Annotated in this window: 19 protein-coding genes; 16 read left to right on the top strand and 3 right to left on the bottom strand. The window is 42.8% G+C overall.

The window, feature by feature from the left end:
- Positions 1 to 124: 124 nt before the first annotated feature.
- The 3 genes from ATB74_RS06470 to nirB form a co-directional block, all read right to left on the bottom strand.
- Positions 125 to 1,594 (bottom strand): NarK family nitrate/nitrite MFS transporter, encoded by a 1,470-nt coding sequence (locus ATB74_RS06470; RefSeq protein ID WP_061017372.1) that lies wholly within the window; start codon positions 1,592 to 1,594, stop codon positions 125 to 127.
- Between the two features lie 141 nt (positions 1,595 to 1,735).
- A complete protein-coding gene (nirD, locus tag ATB74_RS06465; RefSeq protein WP_061017370.1) occupies positions 1,736 to 2,080 on the bottom strand; it encodes a nitrite reductase small subunit NirD in 345 nt (114 codons plus the stop codon).
- Between the two features lie 137 nt (positions 2,081 to 2,217).
- The gene (gene nirB / locus ATB74_RS06460) at positions 2,218 to 4,800 is read right to left on the bottom strand and encodes a nitrite reductase large subunit NirB (RefSeq protein ID WP_061017368.1); all 2,583 of its coding nucleotides are present in this window, start codon (positions 4,798 to 4,800) and stop codon (positions 2,218 to 2,220) included.
- A 472-nt stretch (positions 4,801 to 5,272) separates the two neighbouring features.
- Here nirB and ATB74_RS06455 point away from each other — a divergent pair, with 472 nt between their 5' ends.
- From ATB74_RS06455 to ATB74_RS06385, 16 genes are all read left to right on the top strand, one after another.
- Positions 5,273 to 7,855 (top strand): molybdopterin oxidoreductase family protein, encoded by a 2,583-nt coding sequence (locus ATB74_RS06455; RefSeq protein WP_061017366.1) that lies wholly within the window; start codon positions 5,273 to 5,275, stop codon positions 7,853 to 7,855.
- 161 nt (positions 7,856 to 8,016) lie between these two features.
- Complete coding sequence (locus ATB74_RS06450) at positions 8,017 to 8,613, top strand: hypothetical protein (RefSeq protein ID WP_155645126.1); 597 nt, start codon at positions 8,017 to 8,019, stop codon at positions 8,611 to 8,613.
- 8 nt (positions 8,614 to 8,621) lie between these two features.
- Positions 8,622 to 8,738, top strand: coding sequence for a phage terminase large subunit family protein (locus tag ATB74_RS24395; RefSeq protein WP_244270906.1), 117 nt, complete (start codon positions 8,622 to 8,624; stop codon positions 8,736 to 8,738).
- 214 nt (positions 8,739 to 8,952) lie between these two features.
- Positions 8,953 to 9,786, top strand: a complete 834-nt coding sequence (locus ATB74_RS06445) for a hypothetical protein (protein WP_061017362.1) — start codon at positions 8,953 to 8,955, stop codon at positions 9,784 to 9,786.
- Positions 9,787 to 9,891: 105 nt separating this feature from the next.
- Positions 9,892 to 10,356: a hypothetical protein gene (locus ATB74_RS24080; RefSeq protein ID WP_029842504.1), complete on the top strand. Its 465-nt coding sequence runs from the start codon at positions 9,892 to 9,894 to the stop codon at positions 10,354 to 10,356.
- Positions 10,357 to 10,492: 136 nt separating this feature from the next.
- The gene (locus tag ATB74_RS06435) at positions 10,493 to 11,050 is read left to right on the top strand and encodes a cysteine hydrolase (protein WP_061017357.1); all 558 of its coding nucleotides are present in this window, start codon (positions 10,493 to 10,495) and stop codon (positions 11,048 to 11,050) included.
- 146 nt (positions 11,051 to 11,196) lie between these two features.
- On the top strand, positions 11,197 to 11,736 hold the full coding sequence (locus ATB74_RS06430; RefSeq protein WP_061017355.1) for a hypothetical protein: 540 nt from the start codon (positions 11,197 to 11,199) through the stop codon (positions 11,734 to 11,736).
- A gap of 145 nt (positions 11,737 to 11,881) precedes the next feature.
- Positions 11,882 to 12,181: a hypothetical protein gene (locus ATB74_RS06425; protein ID WP_061017352.1), complete on the top strand. Its 300-nt coding sequence runs from the start codon at positions 11,882 to 11,884 to the stop codon at positions 12,179 to 12,181.
- Positions 12,129 to 12,653, top strand: a complete 525-nt coding sequence (locus ATB74_RS06420; protein WP_179946896.1) for a hypothetical protein — start codon at positions 12,129 to 12,131, stop codon at positions 12,651 to 12,653. Before ATB74_RS06425 ends, ATB74_RS06420 begins: the two co-directional genes overlap by 53 nt.
- Before the next feature lie 140 nt (positions 12,654 to 12,793).
- A complete protein-coding gene (locus ATB74_RS06415) occupies positions 12,794 to 13,279 on the top strand; it encodes a GNAT family N-acetyltransferase (protein WP_179946895.1) in 486 nt (161 codons plus the stop codon).
- Positions 13,280 to 13,423: 144 nt separating this feature from the next.
- Positions 13,424 to 14,047, top strand: coding sequence for a hypothetical protein (locus ATB74_RS24245; protein ID WP_061017346.1), 624 nt, complete (start codon positions 13,424 to 13,426; stop codon positions 14,045 to 14,047).
- A 135-nt stretch (positions 14,048 to 14,182) separates the two neighbouring features.
- Entirely contained in the window at positions 14,183 to 15,253 is a 1,071-nt protein-coding gene (locus ATB74_RS06405; protein ID WP_061017344.1) for a hypothetical protein, read from the top strand.
- Positions 15,254 to 15,401: 148 nt separating this feature from the next.
- Positions 15,402 to 16,865 (top strand): dGTPase, encoded by a 1,464-nt coding sequence (gene dgt, locus ATB74_RS23710; protein WP_179946894.1) that lies wholly within the window; start codon positions 15,402 to 15,404, stop codon positions 16,863 to 16,865.
- Between the two features lie 198 nt (positions 16,866 to 17,063).
- Positions 17,064 to 17,648 (top strand): mobilome CxxCx(11)CxxC protein, encoded by a 585-nt coding sequence (locus tag ATB74_RS06395; RefSeq protein WP_061017343.1) that lies wholly within the window; start codon positions 17,064 to 17,066, stop codon positions 17,646 to 17,648.
- A 7-nt stretch (positions 17,649 to 17,655) separates the two neighbouring features.
- On the top strand, positions 17,656 to 17,853 hold the full coding sequence (locus tag ATB74_RS06390; protein ID WP_061017341.1) for a hypothetical protein: 198 nt from the start codon (positions 17,656 to 17,658) through the stop codon (positions 17,851 to 17,853).
- 113 nt (positions 17,854 to 17,966) lie between these two features.
- Positions 17,967 to 18,464: a hypothetical protein gene (locus tag ATB74_RS06385; RefSeq protein ID WP_061017339.1), complete on the top strand. Its 498-nt coding sequence runs from the start codon at positions 17,967 to 17,969 to the stop codon at positions 18,462 to 18,464.
- The last annotated feature ends 92 nt before the right edge of the window (positions 18,465 to 18,556 follow it).

Raw genomic sequence — 18,556 nt, 5'->3', positions numbered from 1 at the left:
AACATCCTAGGAAGAACAAAAGCCCTAGTGAACCTAGAGCCTTTGAACGCAGTACCAAAGTGGTGAAACACACCTTAGTACCACTCCCGATTCAATAATTCAGTGTTTCATGTTAGTGCTGGGACTAACTCGAAACATTGATCAGCGTGACACTGCCATCGTCGTTTACCTCAGCGATTTGTCCGTTTGGTTCTTCCATAAAGAACAGAGTCACAAAACCAAGTACCGCTGTCGCAGCAATCACTAAGAAGAATGTTTGATAGCTCACGAATGACAATACGGTAAGGTAAACCACCGCGCCAACGTTACCGTAAGCGCCAGTCATACCTGCGATTTGGCCTGTCATACGACGTTTAATCAGTGGCACTGTTGCAAACACCGCACCTTCCCCCGCTTGTACGAAGAACGAACACGCCATTGCCGCAACAACCGCTAACCATACTGGCCATGTGCTCTCTACCTGACCCATTGCGAAGTAACCCACAGCTAAACCTGCCGTTAGTATCAGTAGCGTTGGTTTACGACCGAATTTGTCAGAAATCCAACCGCCACCAGGGCGAGACATCAGGTTCATGAAGGCATAAGCCGAAGCGACCATACCCGCAAGAACGGGCGTTAATTCAAACGTCTCCGAAAAGAATAGCGGTAACATAGAAACGACGGCGAGTTCTGAACCAAAGGTTGCGAAATACAACACGTTTAACACTGCGACTTGCTTGAATTTATATTGGTGAATTTCAGGCACTTCTTCTTTAAATACGTTCTTGTTTACTTTCCAAACTTGAGACACTTCGTATACATACAGCGCAGCTAAACATGCATATACAGCGTAAACCGCCATGTCAGACAACATGCCAATACCTGATGGAGACAGTTTCCAAGCCAGCAGAGCCAGTGCCGCGTACATTGGGATCTTCATAATAAGTAGGAAGAAAAAGTCACCCTTTGATGTTACTTCCATTGCGGTCACTTGAGCAGGCTTGAAGTAGGTAGACCCTTTTGGTGTGTCGGATACGTTTTTGTAGAACACCACTGAGAACAGTAGGCTCATTACACCCGTGATACCGACCGCATAACGCCAGCCGTCTTCCCCACCAAACGCTAGGGCTAGAGTTGGAAGTGTAAACGCCGCTGCTGCAGATCCGAAGTTACCCCAGCCGCCGTAAATACCTTCTGCTGTACCCAGTTCATTGTGTGGGAACCACTCAGACACAAGACGAATACCAACAACGAAACCTGCACCAATGAAACCTAATAGGAAACGTGCAATCGCCGCTTGAATGAAAGAGTCTGCCAGAGCAAACATAAAACAAGGGATTGAACAGACAGCGAGTAGCGAAGAGTAGACTAATCTTGGGCCATACCTGTCGGTCAACATACCAATGGCGACACGCGCCGGAATGGTTAATGCAACGTTGAGAATCAGGAGTGTTTTGATCTCTTCAGTAGAAAGACCCAGTGATGTTTTCACCATTTGCAGTAGTGGGGCAAAGTTGAACCACACAACAAAGGTGATAAAAAAGGCCATCCAACTTAGGTGTAAGACTTTCATCTTACCCGTAAATGAAAGCAGCGAAAATTTTGTGTTATCCATGGTTTAAATCCTTTAAATCTGGAAATTACCCGGTTTTAGCATCTGCGTTACTTTTGAAACTCGAACGCATTAATGTGGCTAAAACCTATGCCGAAATTGCTTACGCCTATAAAGCGTTTGCATCATGATGTCGGCGTTTAGTTAACTGGCGATAGCAAGCGGCGCGAGAACTTGAACTTGTTCTCCTAGCTTGCGAACTTCAAATTTCACGAGCTTGAGCTCGGGTTGTTCAAGACATTCGCCAGTCTCTAAGTGGTAATGCTGCTTGTATAAGGGCGAGGCCACGTAAGGCTCTCCGCTTAGTGAGCCAATAATACCACGTGACATCACATTCGCCTTGCCGATAGGGTCGAAATTAGAGAGCCCATAAAGCGTGTCGCTGCGTTTGCAGTAAAAAATAGCCACTTGGTTGTCGTCTACTTTTGCGCAAATTCCCCCGTTTGGAGTTAGGTCGCGTGTGTTGCATACGGTTGTCCAATTTTCCATGACTTTCTCCTGATCTAAATATAAAACTAATCATCAATTTAATTAGGGTGATAGCCGGCAGCAGTTTTCTTGGGCTGCGCCACTGCCGACTATCGATATTAGGTTTCGTTGTTACTGATTCACTCACTCAATGAGGCTTACGAAACTTCCGTGACTTCGATTTGGTCTGCTTTTGTTAGCTTTTCATCGCGTTTTGCATTCGAAGAATCACTCAAACTCGGCTTAGGAAAACGTTGCTCTCGCTCTTTTATGAATGACAGGCTAGTGTCCATTTCTTCGCTGTTGATGTAGTGCTGGAATCGCTTCATCTTTTCAGGGTTTTCAATGGTGGTTTTCCATTCACACTGGTATTTCTCGATGTTGAGTGCGATGTCCGCTTCGAGTTCTTCAGCAACGTTGAGCTTGTCTTCAATCACGACTTGCTTGAGGTATTCAATGCCACCTTCAAGGTTCTCCATCCATACCGATGTACGTTGTAGGCGGTCTGCGGTTCGTGTGTAGAACATCAAAACGCGGTCGATGTATTGAAGCAGTGTGGTTTCGTCCAAATCAGTGGCGAATAGGTCTGCATGGCGAGGGCGCATACCGCCGTTACCACAGATGTAGAGGTTCCAACCTTTGTCAGTTGCGATAACACCAATGTCTTTCGATTGCGCTTCTGCACATTCGCGAGTACAGCCAGAAACCGCAAACTTGATCTTGTGTGGCGAGCGTAAGCCTTTGTAGCGGTTCTCAAGTCGAATTGCTAAGCCAACACTGTCGTCGACACCGTATCGACACCAAGTGCTACCAACACACGATTTCACAGTACGAACCGATTTACCGTAGGCGTGGCCAGTTTCAAAGCCTGCATCGATCAGTTTTTTCCAGATGATCGGCAGTTCGTTCAGCTGCGCACCAAACAAGTCGACACGTTGACCGCCTGTGATTTTGGTATACAGGTCGAACTCTTTAGCGACTTCACCAAGCACGATTAGCTTATCTGGTGTGATTTCACCGCCAGCAATACGTGGTACCACAGAGTAGGTGCCATCTTTTTGCATGTTACCGAGGTAGATGTCGTTGGTGTCTTGCAGTTCGATGTGTTGATCTTCGAGGATGTAATCGTTCCAGTAAGAAGCCAAAATTGAACCGACTGCTGGCTTACATACGGTACAACCTAGTCCGTTTCCGTGAGAATCTAATAGTTCATCAAAGGTCTTAATTTTGTTGACGCGGATGATGTCAGTGAGTTCTTGGCGAGAATAAGCAAAGTGCTCACAAATATCGTTAGAGACTTCAACACCTAGGTTACTTAGCTCACTATCCAGAACCTGTTTAGCAAGAGCAGAACAACCGCCACAACCTGTTGAAGCATTAGTGGTTTCTTTCAGTGCAGCCATAGTGGTGCAGCCAGCAGAGACCGCGTTTTTAATGTCGCCTTTGGTCACATCAAAACATGAACAGATCACAGCGCTGTCTGGCAGAGCTTCAACACCCATTGCCGAACCTGAATCGTCCGCCAAGTTAGGTAAAATCAGTACCGATGGGTTCTCTGGTAGTGGCATATCGTTTTGCTTGATTTGCAGTAGCGAGCCATAGGCTTCTGCGTCACCAACCAATACTGCACCGACAATCTTTGTGCCGTCAGCTGAGATGATCAGGCGCTTATAAACTTGTTCGATTTCATCGTTATAGGTATACGATTGTGCGCCTTCCGTCTTGCCGTGTACTTCACCAATACTGGCAACATCGACGCCAAGCAGTTTGAGCTTAGTGCTCATGTCTGCGCCAGTGAATGTAGCGTCGTCAGTACCGTCAGAGACAATATGCGAAGCCGCGATTTTTGCCATCGAATAACCAGGCGCCACTAAGCCGAAGATCTTGTTGTCCCAAAGCGCACATTCACCAATGGCGTAGACGTTATCGATGTTAGTCTGACAGTGATTGTTGATGACAATACCGCCACGCTCGCCAATCTCGACATCAGAGCTTCTTGCTAGCTCATCTTGAGGGCGAATACCTGCAGAGAATACGATCATATCGGTTTCTAAATGGGTGCCATCGGCGAAGTTCATGCGGTAGCGAGCGTTTTCGCCATCGACGATTTCAGAGGTCGCTTTCTCGGTATGAACTTGCACACCAAGGTCTTCAATCTTTCTGCGCAGTAGGGCACCGCCACCGTCATCTAATTGAACGGCCATTAGGCGAGGCGCGAATTCAACCACATGGGTTTCTAAGCCAAGGTTTTTGACTGCGTTTGCGGCTTCTAAGCCAAGCAGACCCCCGCCAATGACCACGCCAGATTTACTGCTCTTGCTTGAAAGCTCGATGGCGTCTAAGTCTTCGATAGTACGATAAACGTGACAGTGTTCTTGGTCGTTACCGGGAATAGGGGGAACAAAAGGGAAAGAGCCCGTCGCCAAGATTAGCTTGTCGTAACTTTCAACATGACCACTCTCAGTGATGACTTGTTGATTGGCTGTGTCTAGCTTGGCGACTTTCTGGTTCAACAAGTAGTTCACGCCGTTGCTTTGGTAATACTCTTCACTGGTTAATGACAAGTCATCAGCGGTTTTACCATTAAAGTAGGCGGTTAGCTGAACACGGTCGTACGCTAGCCTTGGCTCTTCGCTAAAAGTAATTACATCAAACTCATCACTCTCTGATTGCAGGATGTTGTCGATAAATTTGTGTCCAACCATGCCGTTACCAACAACGACGATTTTCTTTTTGCTCATAATCCATTCCTTATTCTCGGCTTCATCATTACTAGCATCTAATTTCTAGTCGTTAGTAGTTGAATACCGGGTTGAGATTCCACTCAATTCATAATCATCAAGAAAAACAAAAATGTTTTTTCTAAGTCTTGGTTTTTAGTGGAGCAAGGAGGGTGCCAGATTATAGTCTGCTCATTTAAATAAAAATTAACATATAAAATTCAAAAACTTAAAAATCTACAGTGGCACGCACTTACCCCTAAAGTGGTATGTTGGTTTTTTGTTAGACTGGCATAAATGAGCGTTTGTGGTGCAACTTTCTACAAGATGGTGCAAAAATTAAGTTTCCATTTTGATTAAGTTCTGCTGGATTCATTGTTGATATTTCTTTGTTTGTTAAGTTGTTGTTTTGTATTGTTAATTTTTCAACTTTAACAATTGGTGTTAAGTGGCGTGTTATTTGCTTGGTTTAAGTTATTACAATTATGGATAATTGAGCGAGAAACGGATGACCGATTCAAACAGCGGCTGGATAAAATCGACCTGTGCTTATTGCGGTGTGGGGTGTGGAATAGAAGCGAGGCCGACATCGCTAGGAAAACTAGAAGTACGTGGTGATAAAGACCACCCGTCAAATTACGGAAAGCTGTGTACTAAAGGGATTGCGCTTGGCGACACCGTCACGCCTTTAGGTCGTCTTACACAGCCAGCTCATATTCAGAATGACCAAAAACAAGAGCTAGATTGGAACAGTGCAACTCAGTTAGTCGCAGACAAATTCAATCAAACGATCGAAGAATTTGGAGCCGATTCCGTCGCGTTTTATGTTTCTGGTCAGCTGCTTACTGAAGACTATTATGTTGCCAATAAACTGATGAAAGGCTTCATCGGTAGCGGCAATATCGACAGTAATTCTCGCCTTTGTATGGCTTCAACTGTGGTTGGGCATAAGCGTGCATTTGGTGCAGACACAGTACCAGTTTGCTATGAAGACCTCGAGCAAGCAGAAGTGGTCGTTATCACAGGCTCAAATCTCGCTTGGTGTCACCCGGTTCTTTTTCAGCGCCTACGCGCTGCCAAGCAAGCCAACCCAGAAATGAAAGTGATCGTCATAGACCCGCGCTACACCGACACCTGTGAAATTGCTGATATACACTTGGCGTTGGAGTCTGGCTCAGACGTGGCGCTGTTCAATGGTTTGCTAGCCTACTTAGATGACAACGACAAACTCGATGCTGATTACATTGAAAAACACACCCAAGGTTTTACGGAAGCGATTCGAACAGCCACAGATTACCGTTATACCGAATCAGGCTGGGGCAAAAAAAGCGTTCCTGAGCTGACCGGGCTTAGCGAGCAGCAACTTGAACAGTTCTACCAGTTGTTTGCATCGAACGAGAAGGTGCTGACTATTTATTCCCAAGGCGTAAACCAATCCACCCAAGGGTGCGACAAGGTAAACGCCATTATTAACAGCCACTTAGCGACTGGCAAAATCGGTAAGCCGGGCATGGGACCATTCTCTGTCACAGGCCAACCGAACGCGATGGGTGGGCGTGAAGTAGGCGGCTTAGCCAATACCTTAGCGGCGCACTTTGAATTTGGTGATTCGCAATCACACCAAACCGTGAGCGAATTTTGGCAGGCCGACAGCTTGGCCACTCACGCAGGGTTGAAAGCGATCGACCTGTTTGATGCCATGAATGAGGGCAAGATAAAAGCCGTGTGGATCATGGCAACCAACCCAGTCGTGAGTTTGCCTGACAGCGAGAAAATCAAAACCGCATTAGAGAGGTGCCCGTTTGTGGTGGTGTCGGACTGCATTGCCGATACGGAAACCACACGTTTGGCCGATGTGGTGTTGCCTGCGCAGGGGTGGAGTGAAAAGTCCGGTACCGTGACTAACTCTGAGCGTCGAATTTCACGTCAACGCCGTATATTACCAAGCCCAGGAGAAGCCAAACCGGATTGGTGGATCTTAAAAGAAGTCGCGCAGAAAATGGGATTCAAAGAGCAGTTTGACTTCCGGCATGAAGGCGAGATCTTCAAAGAGTATAGCGAGATGACAGCGCTCGGTAATGAAACGGGCAAAGCGCGCGATTTGTGCTTAATTGGATTAACCAAACTGGATGAAAAAGGCTATGGCGAGCTGACTCCACAGCAGTGGCCAGTGCTAGAGTATCAACCAGAGATCATTGAACAGCGCATGTTCACCAATGGCGAGTTCTTTACTGAATCTGGCAAGGCGCAGTTTATTGCGGTTGAACACGATAAGCCGATTGCTGATACCAGTGTCGAATTTCCGCTAATCATGAACACAGGGCGAATCCGAGATCAATGGCACACCATGAGCCGAACTGGCTTGGCGGCTGGCTTAGGTGAGCATACACCCGAACCTTTTGTTGCCATGCACCCAGACACTGTCGCTGCACTTGGCTTCGATGAGTTTGGTTTAGATGCGTTTAACCACACGACTATAAACCCAGTGGTGAAAGTGCGCAGCGCACAAGGCGAGTGCCAAGCGCGCTTAGTGGTAACCAAAGAGATGCGCCGTGAACAGGTGTTTATGCCTATTCACTGGAATGCTCCGACCGCCAAAGACAGTAAGCCGTGTGACTTGATCTTGCCTCATACCGATGCAGCCTCTGGTCAGCCAGAATTCAAACACACACCTGTTGTGGTAGAGCCGTGTGGCTATCGCAGTGAAGCCGCGTTGGTCAGTGACAAAGTGATGGATTGCAGCGGCTTTGATTACTGGGTTCGCCAAAGAGTGGAGGGCGGTTTTCTGTATCGTATATCCTCATCTAAGAACCCAATGGAGTTGGTGATTCAGCTTGCCAACACCCTTGATGCCTTGCCGGAGCCAAACACGGATGTGATTAAATCACTCCATTACCACGGCAATAAATCGTTCAAGAATTATGGCTCTGCCAAGCTGGATCAGTTTGGTGTAAAGCAAGCGTTCGTAGTGAACAGTAAGCTCGACCATGAAAGCATAGATTGGCTGGTGGCATGCCTAACCCGAGAAGCCGATGAAGAGTTTGAAGCCGAGTTTTTGAGTACATTGGCGAAGTAGCTGACTACCTCTAACCTATTCATACTTAAAGTTAAGCGCCGACAATTATGTCGGCGTTTTTGTTTTTAAGTATGCAATACCGATTGATTAAATGACAAGTTTCACATATCATTTTACGAATTGGTATGGTGTTCCATAATATTCTCGGTAGAGGTAAATTGATGTCTAAATTGGCCATTTCTAAATTCTTTGAACAAAAACTGGAGGCTCCGCTTCACAACACCGTGTGGTCTTGGGGAAGTGAGAACGCCAAAGGGATTTACCTACGCGCATGGAACCGCACCAAAATCGGTGAGAAGTTTGATATTGCCAACAGCGGTATGGAAACAGACAACGATGGAAGAACTCGAGCGGGTGGCGTAGAGCGTGCAAAACACGTTAAAGCCATTGCCCAAGGCAAGCCTGGCTACATTGTTGCCATTGATGGAGAGGTTGATGATGAAGGCAAGTCGCATATTAAAGATTACAACGACAAAGCCGTATTTCGCATTTTATCGCTAACAGTGAACGAGAAGGGCAAAACGCTAGCCGAAGTCGACTACGACAACCCGATACTCATTGAAGCGATTGGTGAAGAGACCGACGTAGCCGCGATTATGGAAAGCCTAGAAGATAAACCCAAAGCGCTTGCCACATTAGCCAAGGCCGAAAAGCTCGGTTGGCAAATCACAGGCATGAACGACCAAGGCGTAACCATTCTACTCAAAGGCAAGAAAACCGGCCTTATCTCATACACTGGCGAATTCAGCGCTGCTTAGGAGTGACTATGTATAACCAAGGCGACCTGTGCCCACACTGCGGCTTAATCATTATGCTACCCACAGATCTAGAACCAAAATGCCTAGGCTGCGGTGAAGAAATCAATGAACACGATGACGACTAACTCACACATTGAGTCACTTTCTGCATTTTGCCGAGACTATATGGAATTTTTCTGCTTTTCGTCATGTTTGATAAAGAAGTAATCAGGTAAGATTTTGTTATTAAATGAGTTATTAGATAGAGCCTGAACGGTTTAGATTACTAGACAGAATTGTTTCAGGGACAAAATGTAGAATTATTCTGTCTAATATAGCTGTTATAAGCAAAAGGACAGTATGAAGACAGTTATCATCACACTTCTATCAATTCTTCTCTTTCAAGGGATTTTGGTCGTTTTTTCAGGAGCTTCTGTGGTCTTTAATGACTTAAATGGTGGCTTTACTCTATTTGTAGATGTCGCATCGAAAGGCGCTACAATTGGTGTGTTTATTTGGGCTGTTTTCCTTTTTCAAGAGCAAAGGAAGGAAAAGAAGGCAGATACTAGCCTACAGCGTTCAAAAGATCTTAGCTTTAGGCTTATTGACTTCGTAGGTAGTTCTAATTATTCACTGAACAAAAATTCAGCGAATGTATTGATAGCATACTTATCATCGTTGAAAGCCGAAGTTGGGAATAAGAACTCAACGGAAACACATTTAAAAGAATACAAGTTGGCTCTTGATATTGTAAATGAGTCACTAAAGGTAGTGACTCTTAGAGATATAATCGGTGTTGAGAGTGGAAATGATTATGATGGTGTTATCGAAACACTCACAGCGCAATATAAAGTTCAAGATAGCTTGAAGGCAATTGATCCAGACCTGTTTAGACGGATTGAAAGTGGCGAAATTAGTAATACAAATTTCTCTATTAGTCCGCCTGATAGCGCATTGCGTTTATGGCAAATAGAAGAAATTATGAAATATGTCTTTGAGGCTACAGAAGAACAAGTCGTAGAATCACTGGAACGTAAGCCAAATTGCTTCACAGATAAGCATCATCATATTCCTGTTTTGTTTGCCTATTATTACTTTTATACGGAAGGCTTATTGCACGTTAGTAAAGACAAAACATGGAGCTTTTCAACTAATGGGATTTTGATGGCATGTGAACGTGAATTTTGCTTATAACAAAGCATTTAAGAGTGATTCGCAACGCTTGGCAGTTTCGCTTCGCTCAAGTATAGCCAAGCGCCGCTCACACCTTAATGCGGCGTTATGCCTTTTGGAGGGGAAATGAAAAATCTGCAAGAATTGGTCCTAAATTTTCGTCGTGTAATGGAGTGTTTAAATCCGTCCGATTTTGTAGGAACGTCCCTGTCTGTGAGTAAGTTTCCTTCTGCTTGTTGTGATGACTCCTCTCAGATTTTAGCCGCGTATTTAACCGATAATGGTTTTTCTGGTGCGGCATTAATTCGTGGGGAATACGGTGGAAAAAGCGAAGAGTTACATTCTCATGTTTGGCTCGATTTAGATGGCTTCAAAATAGACGTAACTGCAGACCAATTTAATAAAAGAGGCTATGACAATCCATCAGTAATAATCGCACAGGAAAACGAGTTTCTAGAGACTTTTGAAACAACGAACGATGGTATTGCTGATTTTCGTATTCACTTAAAAGGCTACTCTGACCCTGGCTTAGAAAGTGACTTTGAATCTTGCTACAAGGTAATATTGTCGCACTTATCAGCACAGGCATAACAAACTGTTCAAGAGGGATTCGCAACGCGTGGCATTTTTACTATGCGTTGGTTTTAGTGTTTAAGGTGGTATGCGGCGGCTTTGGTATTGCGTTGCTCACCCCTTAACAGGGCGTTAGCTTTCCTAGGAGATCATCGTGACTAAATTACTACTAGTTATTGATATGCAAGAGGACTTTTTCCAGCAGGGTAGACTCGCTGAAAAAAGAACGAAATTTACTCGCTCATTGAATGAACTGGTACATGCCTTTCGTAAAGAAAGTCAAAAGATTATCTGGGTGCGACAAGTTTTTGAAGAAGACTTATCGGATACATATTTAGCGTTACGACAATCGAGTCAAAAGTGGACTATTGAAGGTACTAACGGCTGCGAGCTATTAAGTGAGTTGTCTCGACATCCTGAAGAGCATGAAGTTATTAAAAAGCGCTATAGCGCTTTCTTTGAAACAGAGCTCGATGAAATCTTAAATGAAATGCCACCTAGTGAAATTGTAATTGCTGGTGTAAATACTCATGCATGCGTGAGAGTCACCGCTATCGATGCATATCAACGTGACTACCATTTGTTACTGGCCCAAGAGTGCATCGATTCGTACGACCAAGGTTGTCATGATGAATCATTTGGATACATGGTGAATAGTGGCATCGGAGTTCCATTATCCAACACTGAGATCATCGATAGATTGAAAAGCTAACAATAAATTTAAGAGTGATTCACAACGCTCGGCGCTTTCACATCAAGCCAGTTTAGTGTTTATGGCACAATGCTTAGGTAGGGTGGTTAGCGTTGTTCACACCTTAATTGGGCGTTAGGTTAATCTTACGGAGTATTCAGATTCATATGTTTGGTAAATTTTGGCGAGACCCTGTTGTAAGTGCGGTTTTCGGTGGTCTGATTCTCTCGGGAGTAACGGCATCAGGCACATATTTTCTAGGCTATTGGTCGGTACTTAAAGAGTTTTTCGTTGATTTTTATACTTATTTGGTTTCGCCTTCAAATGTGCCGATATGGTGGGTAGGTCTATCGAGTATCGTCACAATATTGGTTTTTGGGTTCGTGTTGTATCTATTTCTTCAAAACAAAAAAGAGACTAGAACGGTATCTTGGAAGGGTTACAAGTACGACAATTTTTGGGGAGTAGAGTGGCATTGGACATACTTTGGTAACTCTATTGAACGTATTAACCCTTTGTGCCCAAACTGTAAGTATCAGTTGATTTCTGAACCGTCATATACGAATTACGAGAAAACGACATACAAATGTGAAGATTGTGGCTACTGTACGGATGTAAGTGGCCACTCAGAGAGTGATGTGAAGCGGAAAGTAAACCTTAAAATACAGCAGAAAGTTCGCACTGGTAAATGGTATGAAACTAATTAACCTAACAATATATTTAAGAGTGATTCACAACACTTGGCGCTTTCACTCCAAGTCACTTCAGTGTTTATGGCACAATGGTTTAGTTGGGTGTTAGCGTTGTTCACACCTTAATTGGGCGTTAGTTGCGCGCGAAAATAGAGAACATATGAAAGAAAGTTGGATTCGGTACGAAGATATTGAAGAAAAGAGACAAGGCTATTTTGTTGTTTACAACCCTGTATTCACAGGTCAAGACTTTGCTATGTTAAAAATTCATGTTTATGAACAAGAATTAGTTTCTGAAATAAAAGGGATCGCCGAACATGAGCTGAGTATTTGGGCAACACGATACGCTACTCCAATTATGGTTATTGTAAAAAACTTTACTCAAACTGATTGGAGAACCAAAGACATTGTGGGGCACAATTTTCTGCTTGGTTACGCTGCTTGGTTACGCTGCTGGTAATGATGTGATAGCGCATTGGGATGAATACCCTAAGTCACAAGAACCGCAATTTGATTTGTCAAAAGAGACCTTAGCAATCATATACTCCGATTTGAGTAGTAGAACTTTTGAGCAAGTAACAGAAAAACAAAAAGAAGAAGCAAAAGGTCGAAAATTACTATTGTTTGTTATGACTTTCTGGTTTTGTGTTATTCCTGCTTTCATTGCATATCTAGGCTGGTCTAGTCCGTTCTTTTCTTTACTAGCGTTACTATATAGTTGGTATCTGGCTACGAAGAAAGGACTTGAGTTGTGGGGTAAGAAAAGTAAATCTCAAAAGGAATTAGATGAGGAAAAGGAGAAGTTACAGAAAGAACATCACCACTATCATTGTAAGCTCAATCCTGATGCATTCCTTAAGCTAAAGTGTGAGAACTTTAAGAAAGAGCGTCTAGAAAGAGAGCGCAGTAAGGTAGAGGAAATGCGCAACTAACAAACTGTTCAAGAGGGATTCGCAACGCGTGGTATTTTTACTATGCGTTGATTTAAGTGATTAAGGTGGTATTCGGCGGCTTAGGTATTGCGTTGCTCACCCCTTAACAGGGCGTTAGCCGACAACCAGAAACTTGAGTTATGGAGAACAAAGTGAACGTAAGGAAAGCGATCAAGCAAGACTCCAGTAAGTTGTTAGAACTTATTGGACACAAAGCTGAGTTTGACAGAAGTATGAAAGGGTTCGACGGTGAAATCTCCACGACTGAAGAGAAGATTGAACGAACCTTATTTGGTGACTATCCGTTTGCCCACGCTTTGCTATTGGAAGTCGATGGTGAAGTCCAGGGTTTCGCCTTGTTTCACTATCGTTATTCATCCTTTCGCGGTGAGCCGTCTATTTGGCTAGATGACCTTCTAGTTGTTAGTAAGCATCGGTCAAAGGGATACGGTGCTGAACTTATGCATGCTTTGAAAACGGAAGCTCAAAAGTCATTAACTTCTCATATTTCTTGGACAGCTAGCCCACATAACTCCAAAGCTCACGAGTTTTACAAAAACTTAGGCGCAGAAGTTGAACGGATGGATGGTCAGCGTCCATATTTCCGTTGGGCAATGTACGGCTAACAAGCAATTTAAGAGGGATTCACAACGCTTGGCACTTTTGCTTCTACTTCAAATTTAGTGTTTATGACACAATGCTTTAGGTTGGGTGGAGGCGTTGTTCACCCCTTAATTGGGCGTTATAAAACTTTATGGGAATGGTCGAAATTGGATAAGTTTGAAGCAATCGTTGTGTTAATTATGGCTCCAGCCTCAGTCCTCGGTGTCATTACCTTTTTAGCAAAGCATTTTATTGATAGTTGGTTTAAATCAAAGCAAAAAGAATATGAATTAAAGCTTAAAAACAGGCTTGATACTGAGTTACATAACCACAAAGAAAACCTTGAGAATGAGAATCTGCGCTATCGAGTCAAAGTTGCGGGGGTGTACGAGCGACAAGCAGAAGTGTTAGTCGAACTTTATACAAAAATTGTAGATGTAGATACTGAGCTTTATAACGCAATTAACTATGCAACAGGTAACTCTCCAATATACGCACGATTTGAAACCGCCTATCGAGAGTTACGCTTGTACTATGAAAGAAATCAAATACTGATTCCAGAGAGTATCGATTCATTAATTGGTGCTTTGCTTAATGACGCTTTTTGGAGTTTTGATGGGCATCGCAGTGCAGAAAGTAGATTGGCAAATACAGGGTACTTCGTTGAGGGGCAACTCGACGAAATTTTTGACAATAAAAAAGAGGCTAGCGAGTTAGCCAAGACAGTACCTCAGATTAAGAAAGAGCTAACGAACAGTTTGCGTGAAATTATCGGGGTACCAGTTTTATAACAAACAATTTAAGAGGGATTCCCCACGCTTGGCATTTTTGGTTTGGGTCAAGTTTAGTGTTTACGGTGTCCAAATTGAGTATCGTGGTAGCGTGGCTCACCCCTTAATTGGGCGTTATATTTTTAATGGAGTTATATGAACCAATTTTTTGAAAGTGAGACGACTCAACGAGTTATAGCGAAGTTCACTAATCGTATTGAGGGGTTGACTTATGAAACAGATTTTGAAAAAACTCGCGGTCAATACCTACTTGTTGTTTGCAAAGCTATAAAAGGTAACCCAAAGCTTTGGGATGAGCGTTGCCAAATAAATATTGGCTGGGTTGGTGATCATCTGCTGCATTTTCTATCGGAAAGAACCTCAAATCTAGACAAAGATGATTTAGATAGTGCTATGGGGTTATTCTTTAGGTTTCTCCTTGAATATCATCTATCGACTCCAAATGATATTCATCGCGACTTGGAAAGAGTTAGACGGTTTTGTACAGAGAATGCTGCCGATTTTAATGATGAGGGTCGTTCGGATATCTACTTCTCTATTGGAGAAATGCCGATAGCCATTTTAAAGGAAATTGCTAATAGCCCAGCGATTGAAAGTGTTAGAAAGCTTCACGTAGCAACTTCTGAGTTTGAAGAGACTAAAAATCGATGGGACGTTGAACTTCGTGAGAGAGAAGAAAAAGCGAGTAAACTAAAAGAGTCCCTAGATAGTTATAAAGATGCATTTAATTTTGTTGGACTGAGCGAGGGCTTTAATCAGCTCGCAGAGCAAAAGAAGCAAGAAATAAGAAATGTACTTTTTTGGTTAAGGCTAGTGTCGATACTAATCGTTTTACCTCTGGGTGCAGAAATCGTATTTGTATTGGCAAATATCGATAAAGGTGCCGAGCTTTCAAGAATCATGATGTTAGTGGCATTACCCACAGTCTCATTGATTGCTATTCTTGTTTATTATTTCCGTGTACTTCTGAGTAACTACAAGTCATTACAATCTCAGTTACTGCAAATAGATCTAAGAATGACACTTTGTCGGTTTATTCATAACTATTCGGAATATGCTAGTGATATGAAAAAACAGGACAAGTTCTCGTTGGAGAAATTTGAGAACATCATATTCTCAGGGATTACTGCTAGTACTGAAAACATACCCTCGACTTTCGATGGTGTAGAACAACTTGGAAAATTGATAAAGTCAGTCAAGCAATAAAAATATAACAAAGCGTTTAAGACAGATTCCCAACGCATGGCATTTTTCATTCCATCGTTGGGTTTTGTGTTTAAGGTGGTATGGTTAGGTTTCGTGGTGGCGTTGCTCACTACTTAACGCGGCGTTATATCAATCAGTTGGAAATAATATGAATTATAAAGAAAAGTTAAAATCTGATAGATTTCGATCTTCCACAATTGGAGGTCGAGATTTCAACGAAGAAATGGAAAGTGATCGCGGTAGAGCAGTGAATTCTGCAGCAGTAAGACGCTTACAACAGAAAACACAAGTTTTCCCTTTAGAATCTAATGCAGCAGTACGAAGCCGTTTAACGCACTCGCTAGAAGTTCAGCAGGTCGGCCGCTACATAAGTAAAATTATTCTCAAAGAGCTGAGCAAGCAGGGGATTGATCTCTCGGAGTATTCGGAGGGCTTTGTTAGTGCTGTCGAGGTATCATGTTTACTACATGATATCGGTAACCCACCATTTGGGCATTTTGGCGAAGAAGCTATTAATCTATGGACGAAGACTTTTCTTGCTAAATTAATAAATGATGCTTTTGGTGAGGAGCCAGAATGCCAGAAATTAATTAAGGATCTTTGTAATTTTGAAGGTAACGCACAGGGAATCAGGCTACTACATCAGATTCAAGCTTTGAATCTTACATATACTCAATTGGCTTGTTTGGTAAAATATACTAGAGCGGCTTACGAAGATAAGCCTTCAACTGATGATGAATTCTGCTACAGGAAAAAAAAGCCGGGTTTTTACCTAACGGAAGAAGCTCTGTATAAATCTATACAAGAAAAGCTTGGTATTGAAGATGGTGCGAGATTCCCTCTAACTTATATTATGGAAGCTGCGGATGATATATCTTACTGTATCGCAGACGTTGACGATGCAGTCGACAAAGGTATTCTTTCAATAGATAAACTTCATTCTGAAATAACGAGAATATGGGAATCTTTTCGTTGTAAGGAGGGTGTTGATGATACTGTTGTTGATGAAGGGTACTTGCTAACAATTTCTGAAAAAGCTATGGAAAAAGCCAAGGAGCAGAAATTCAATAGCAACCATGCTTATATTTTGACCCTTCGTACTACTTTAGTTAATGATCTTGCGCACTATGCAGCTAGTCGTTATGTTGAAAACCATGACTTGGTTTTTTCGGGGGCTTTTGATGAGTCTCTGCTCGATGGGTGCGACAAGTATAACCTAGCAACTGAGACTTTAAGGCTTCTATCTGTAGACAATGTATTTAATCACGCTGAAGTAGAAAACTTGGAGTTAAAGGGATATGCCGTAATCTCTGGTTTATTGGAAATCTATTCTCCACTGATAAAACTATCATTTTCGGAATTTAAGACTTTAGCACAAAGTAACAGATTAAAAAGCCATCCGATTGAAACACGTTTATTTCATAAGTTATCAAGTAAACATAAGAACACTTACTTTTCGGTAGTGTCTGATCTTTATGATGTAGAGACTCCGTCAAATGCTCAAAGGTTAACTGAGATCTATCATCGCTCGAGGTTGGTAATTGATTATATTAGTGGAATGACTGATGGTTTTGCTCTAGAAGAATATCAAAACCTTAGCGCGTCGAAGTAATTGATATAACAATCTGTTTAAGAGTGATTCGCAACGCTTGGCATTTTTGCTATGCGTTGCGTTTAGTGTTTAAGGTGGCATGCGGAAGCATCGGTATTGCGTTGCTCACACCTTAACAGGGCGTTATGTTACAAGATGGTGACCACTATAATGTATGGTGGTATTATGAGTCCTGTTTATTATTAACTTTGAGCTGATATGACAGAACCTGTTGATAGAAAAGAAATTCTGGCTGAAATAAAACATCAAGAGTTTTTGGCTTACGGTACAGCTCAAATATTTGAGAAACGAGCTAATACTTTAAAATTCTTGCGAGCTTGGCTTACATTTTTGGGTATTGTTATGCCTATTACTGTTGGTGGCGTCTACTTGGCATTTAGTAAAAGTACAGAGTTAATTGAATGGACGGTTACTCTAGCAGGAGTTATCGGTGTCTTTCAGTTAGGTTTGTCTACATGGGCTCTTGTTTCAGGTTGGGACAATAAATACGAGTCTGCAATTAAATCGATGCAGGGGAACGTCTCCATTTGCAATCGTTGTAAGCGTTTCTCTAGCGCCCCCCCAATTGATGACATTGATCTCATGAAAGGTTTCAACCAAATTCTCAACGATGTTGAGATGCAAGAGTTGGTTGACCTATCGCAGCATGTAAGTCAGAAAGAAAAGCAGTACGCATATGTTTCTTCTTTAAGTTTCTATGGTGGGTCTTGTCACGCTTGTGATCAAAGCCCAAATCAATTTCATACAACCTCTACTTGCCGTAGTTGTGGACAAAAAAGGTAAAATAATAATGAGTCAAAATGTGGATAATATCTTACGTATGGTTGCTCAATTAACTCCAGCAGAAAAAGCAGAGTTAATGCATAAAGTTTCAAGCGGTGGTGCTGGGCTCGGAAATGACTTTGAGTTTCGTAACAAAGGTGGAGCTCCCGATGCCATTGGTTTTGCGCCAAGAAATGGAGCCAAATGCCCAGCATGTGGAAAGTAACATAACAAAGCATTTAAGAGTGATTCCTTACGCTTGGCATTTTCGCTTCGCTCAAGTGTAGCCAAGCGTGCGTCACACCTTAATGCGGCGTTATATTTTTAAGAGGATTTAGTGTGTCAAACAGAGAAAGAGCAGCCCAAAGAGCGTTAGACATAATCAATAATCTTGGCGGTGTTGCTAGCGAATTTCGTGATAATTGGCTAATAGTTCAGGCATATAGCACAGAATTTGAGGGTGTGGATCAGCGTGCAGCTTTGATTGCCTCTATAGAAGAGTCAATTGACAATCAAAAAGCTACCGAAATTCTAGGAAACCTTCAGTCCGAAGTTCAGTACTTACAACAGACTCCGGTGGGTGATTTAAGGTTTGAAAGTGCAGATGTTCGTTTCAGACGAAATGGTTTGAGAGATATTACAAATGTAGTTGACGAACAACTCGATTCGAATACAAGGCTTGCTAATCTTATCTGTGTTGTTTACCAGATTCGATGCAACATTGATCATGGACATAAGGAACTGACAACAGCACGGAGTCAACGCCTCTTCACTATTGGAAACAGCATCCTATCAACAGTAGTTGGAGCGTTGATGCCATCAACCGAAGGCGCATAAATATAACAATCTGTTTAAGAGTGATTCGCAACGTTTGGCATTTTTGCTATGCGTTGCGTCTAGTGTTTAAGGTGGTATGCGGCGGCATCGGT

The organism is Vibrio splendidus (assembly GCF_001557875.1).
In the GTDB taxonomy this organism is placed as follows: domain Bacteria; phylum Pseudomonadota; class Gammaproteobacteria; order Enterobacterales; family Vibrionaceae; genus Vibrio; species Vibrio splendidus_F.
This window is presented reverse-complemented; position numbering and strand designations above follow the sequence as displayed.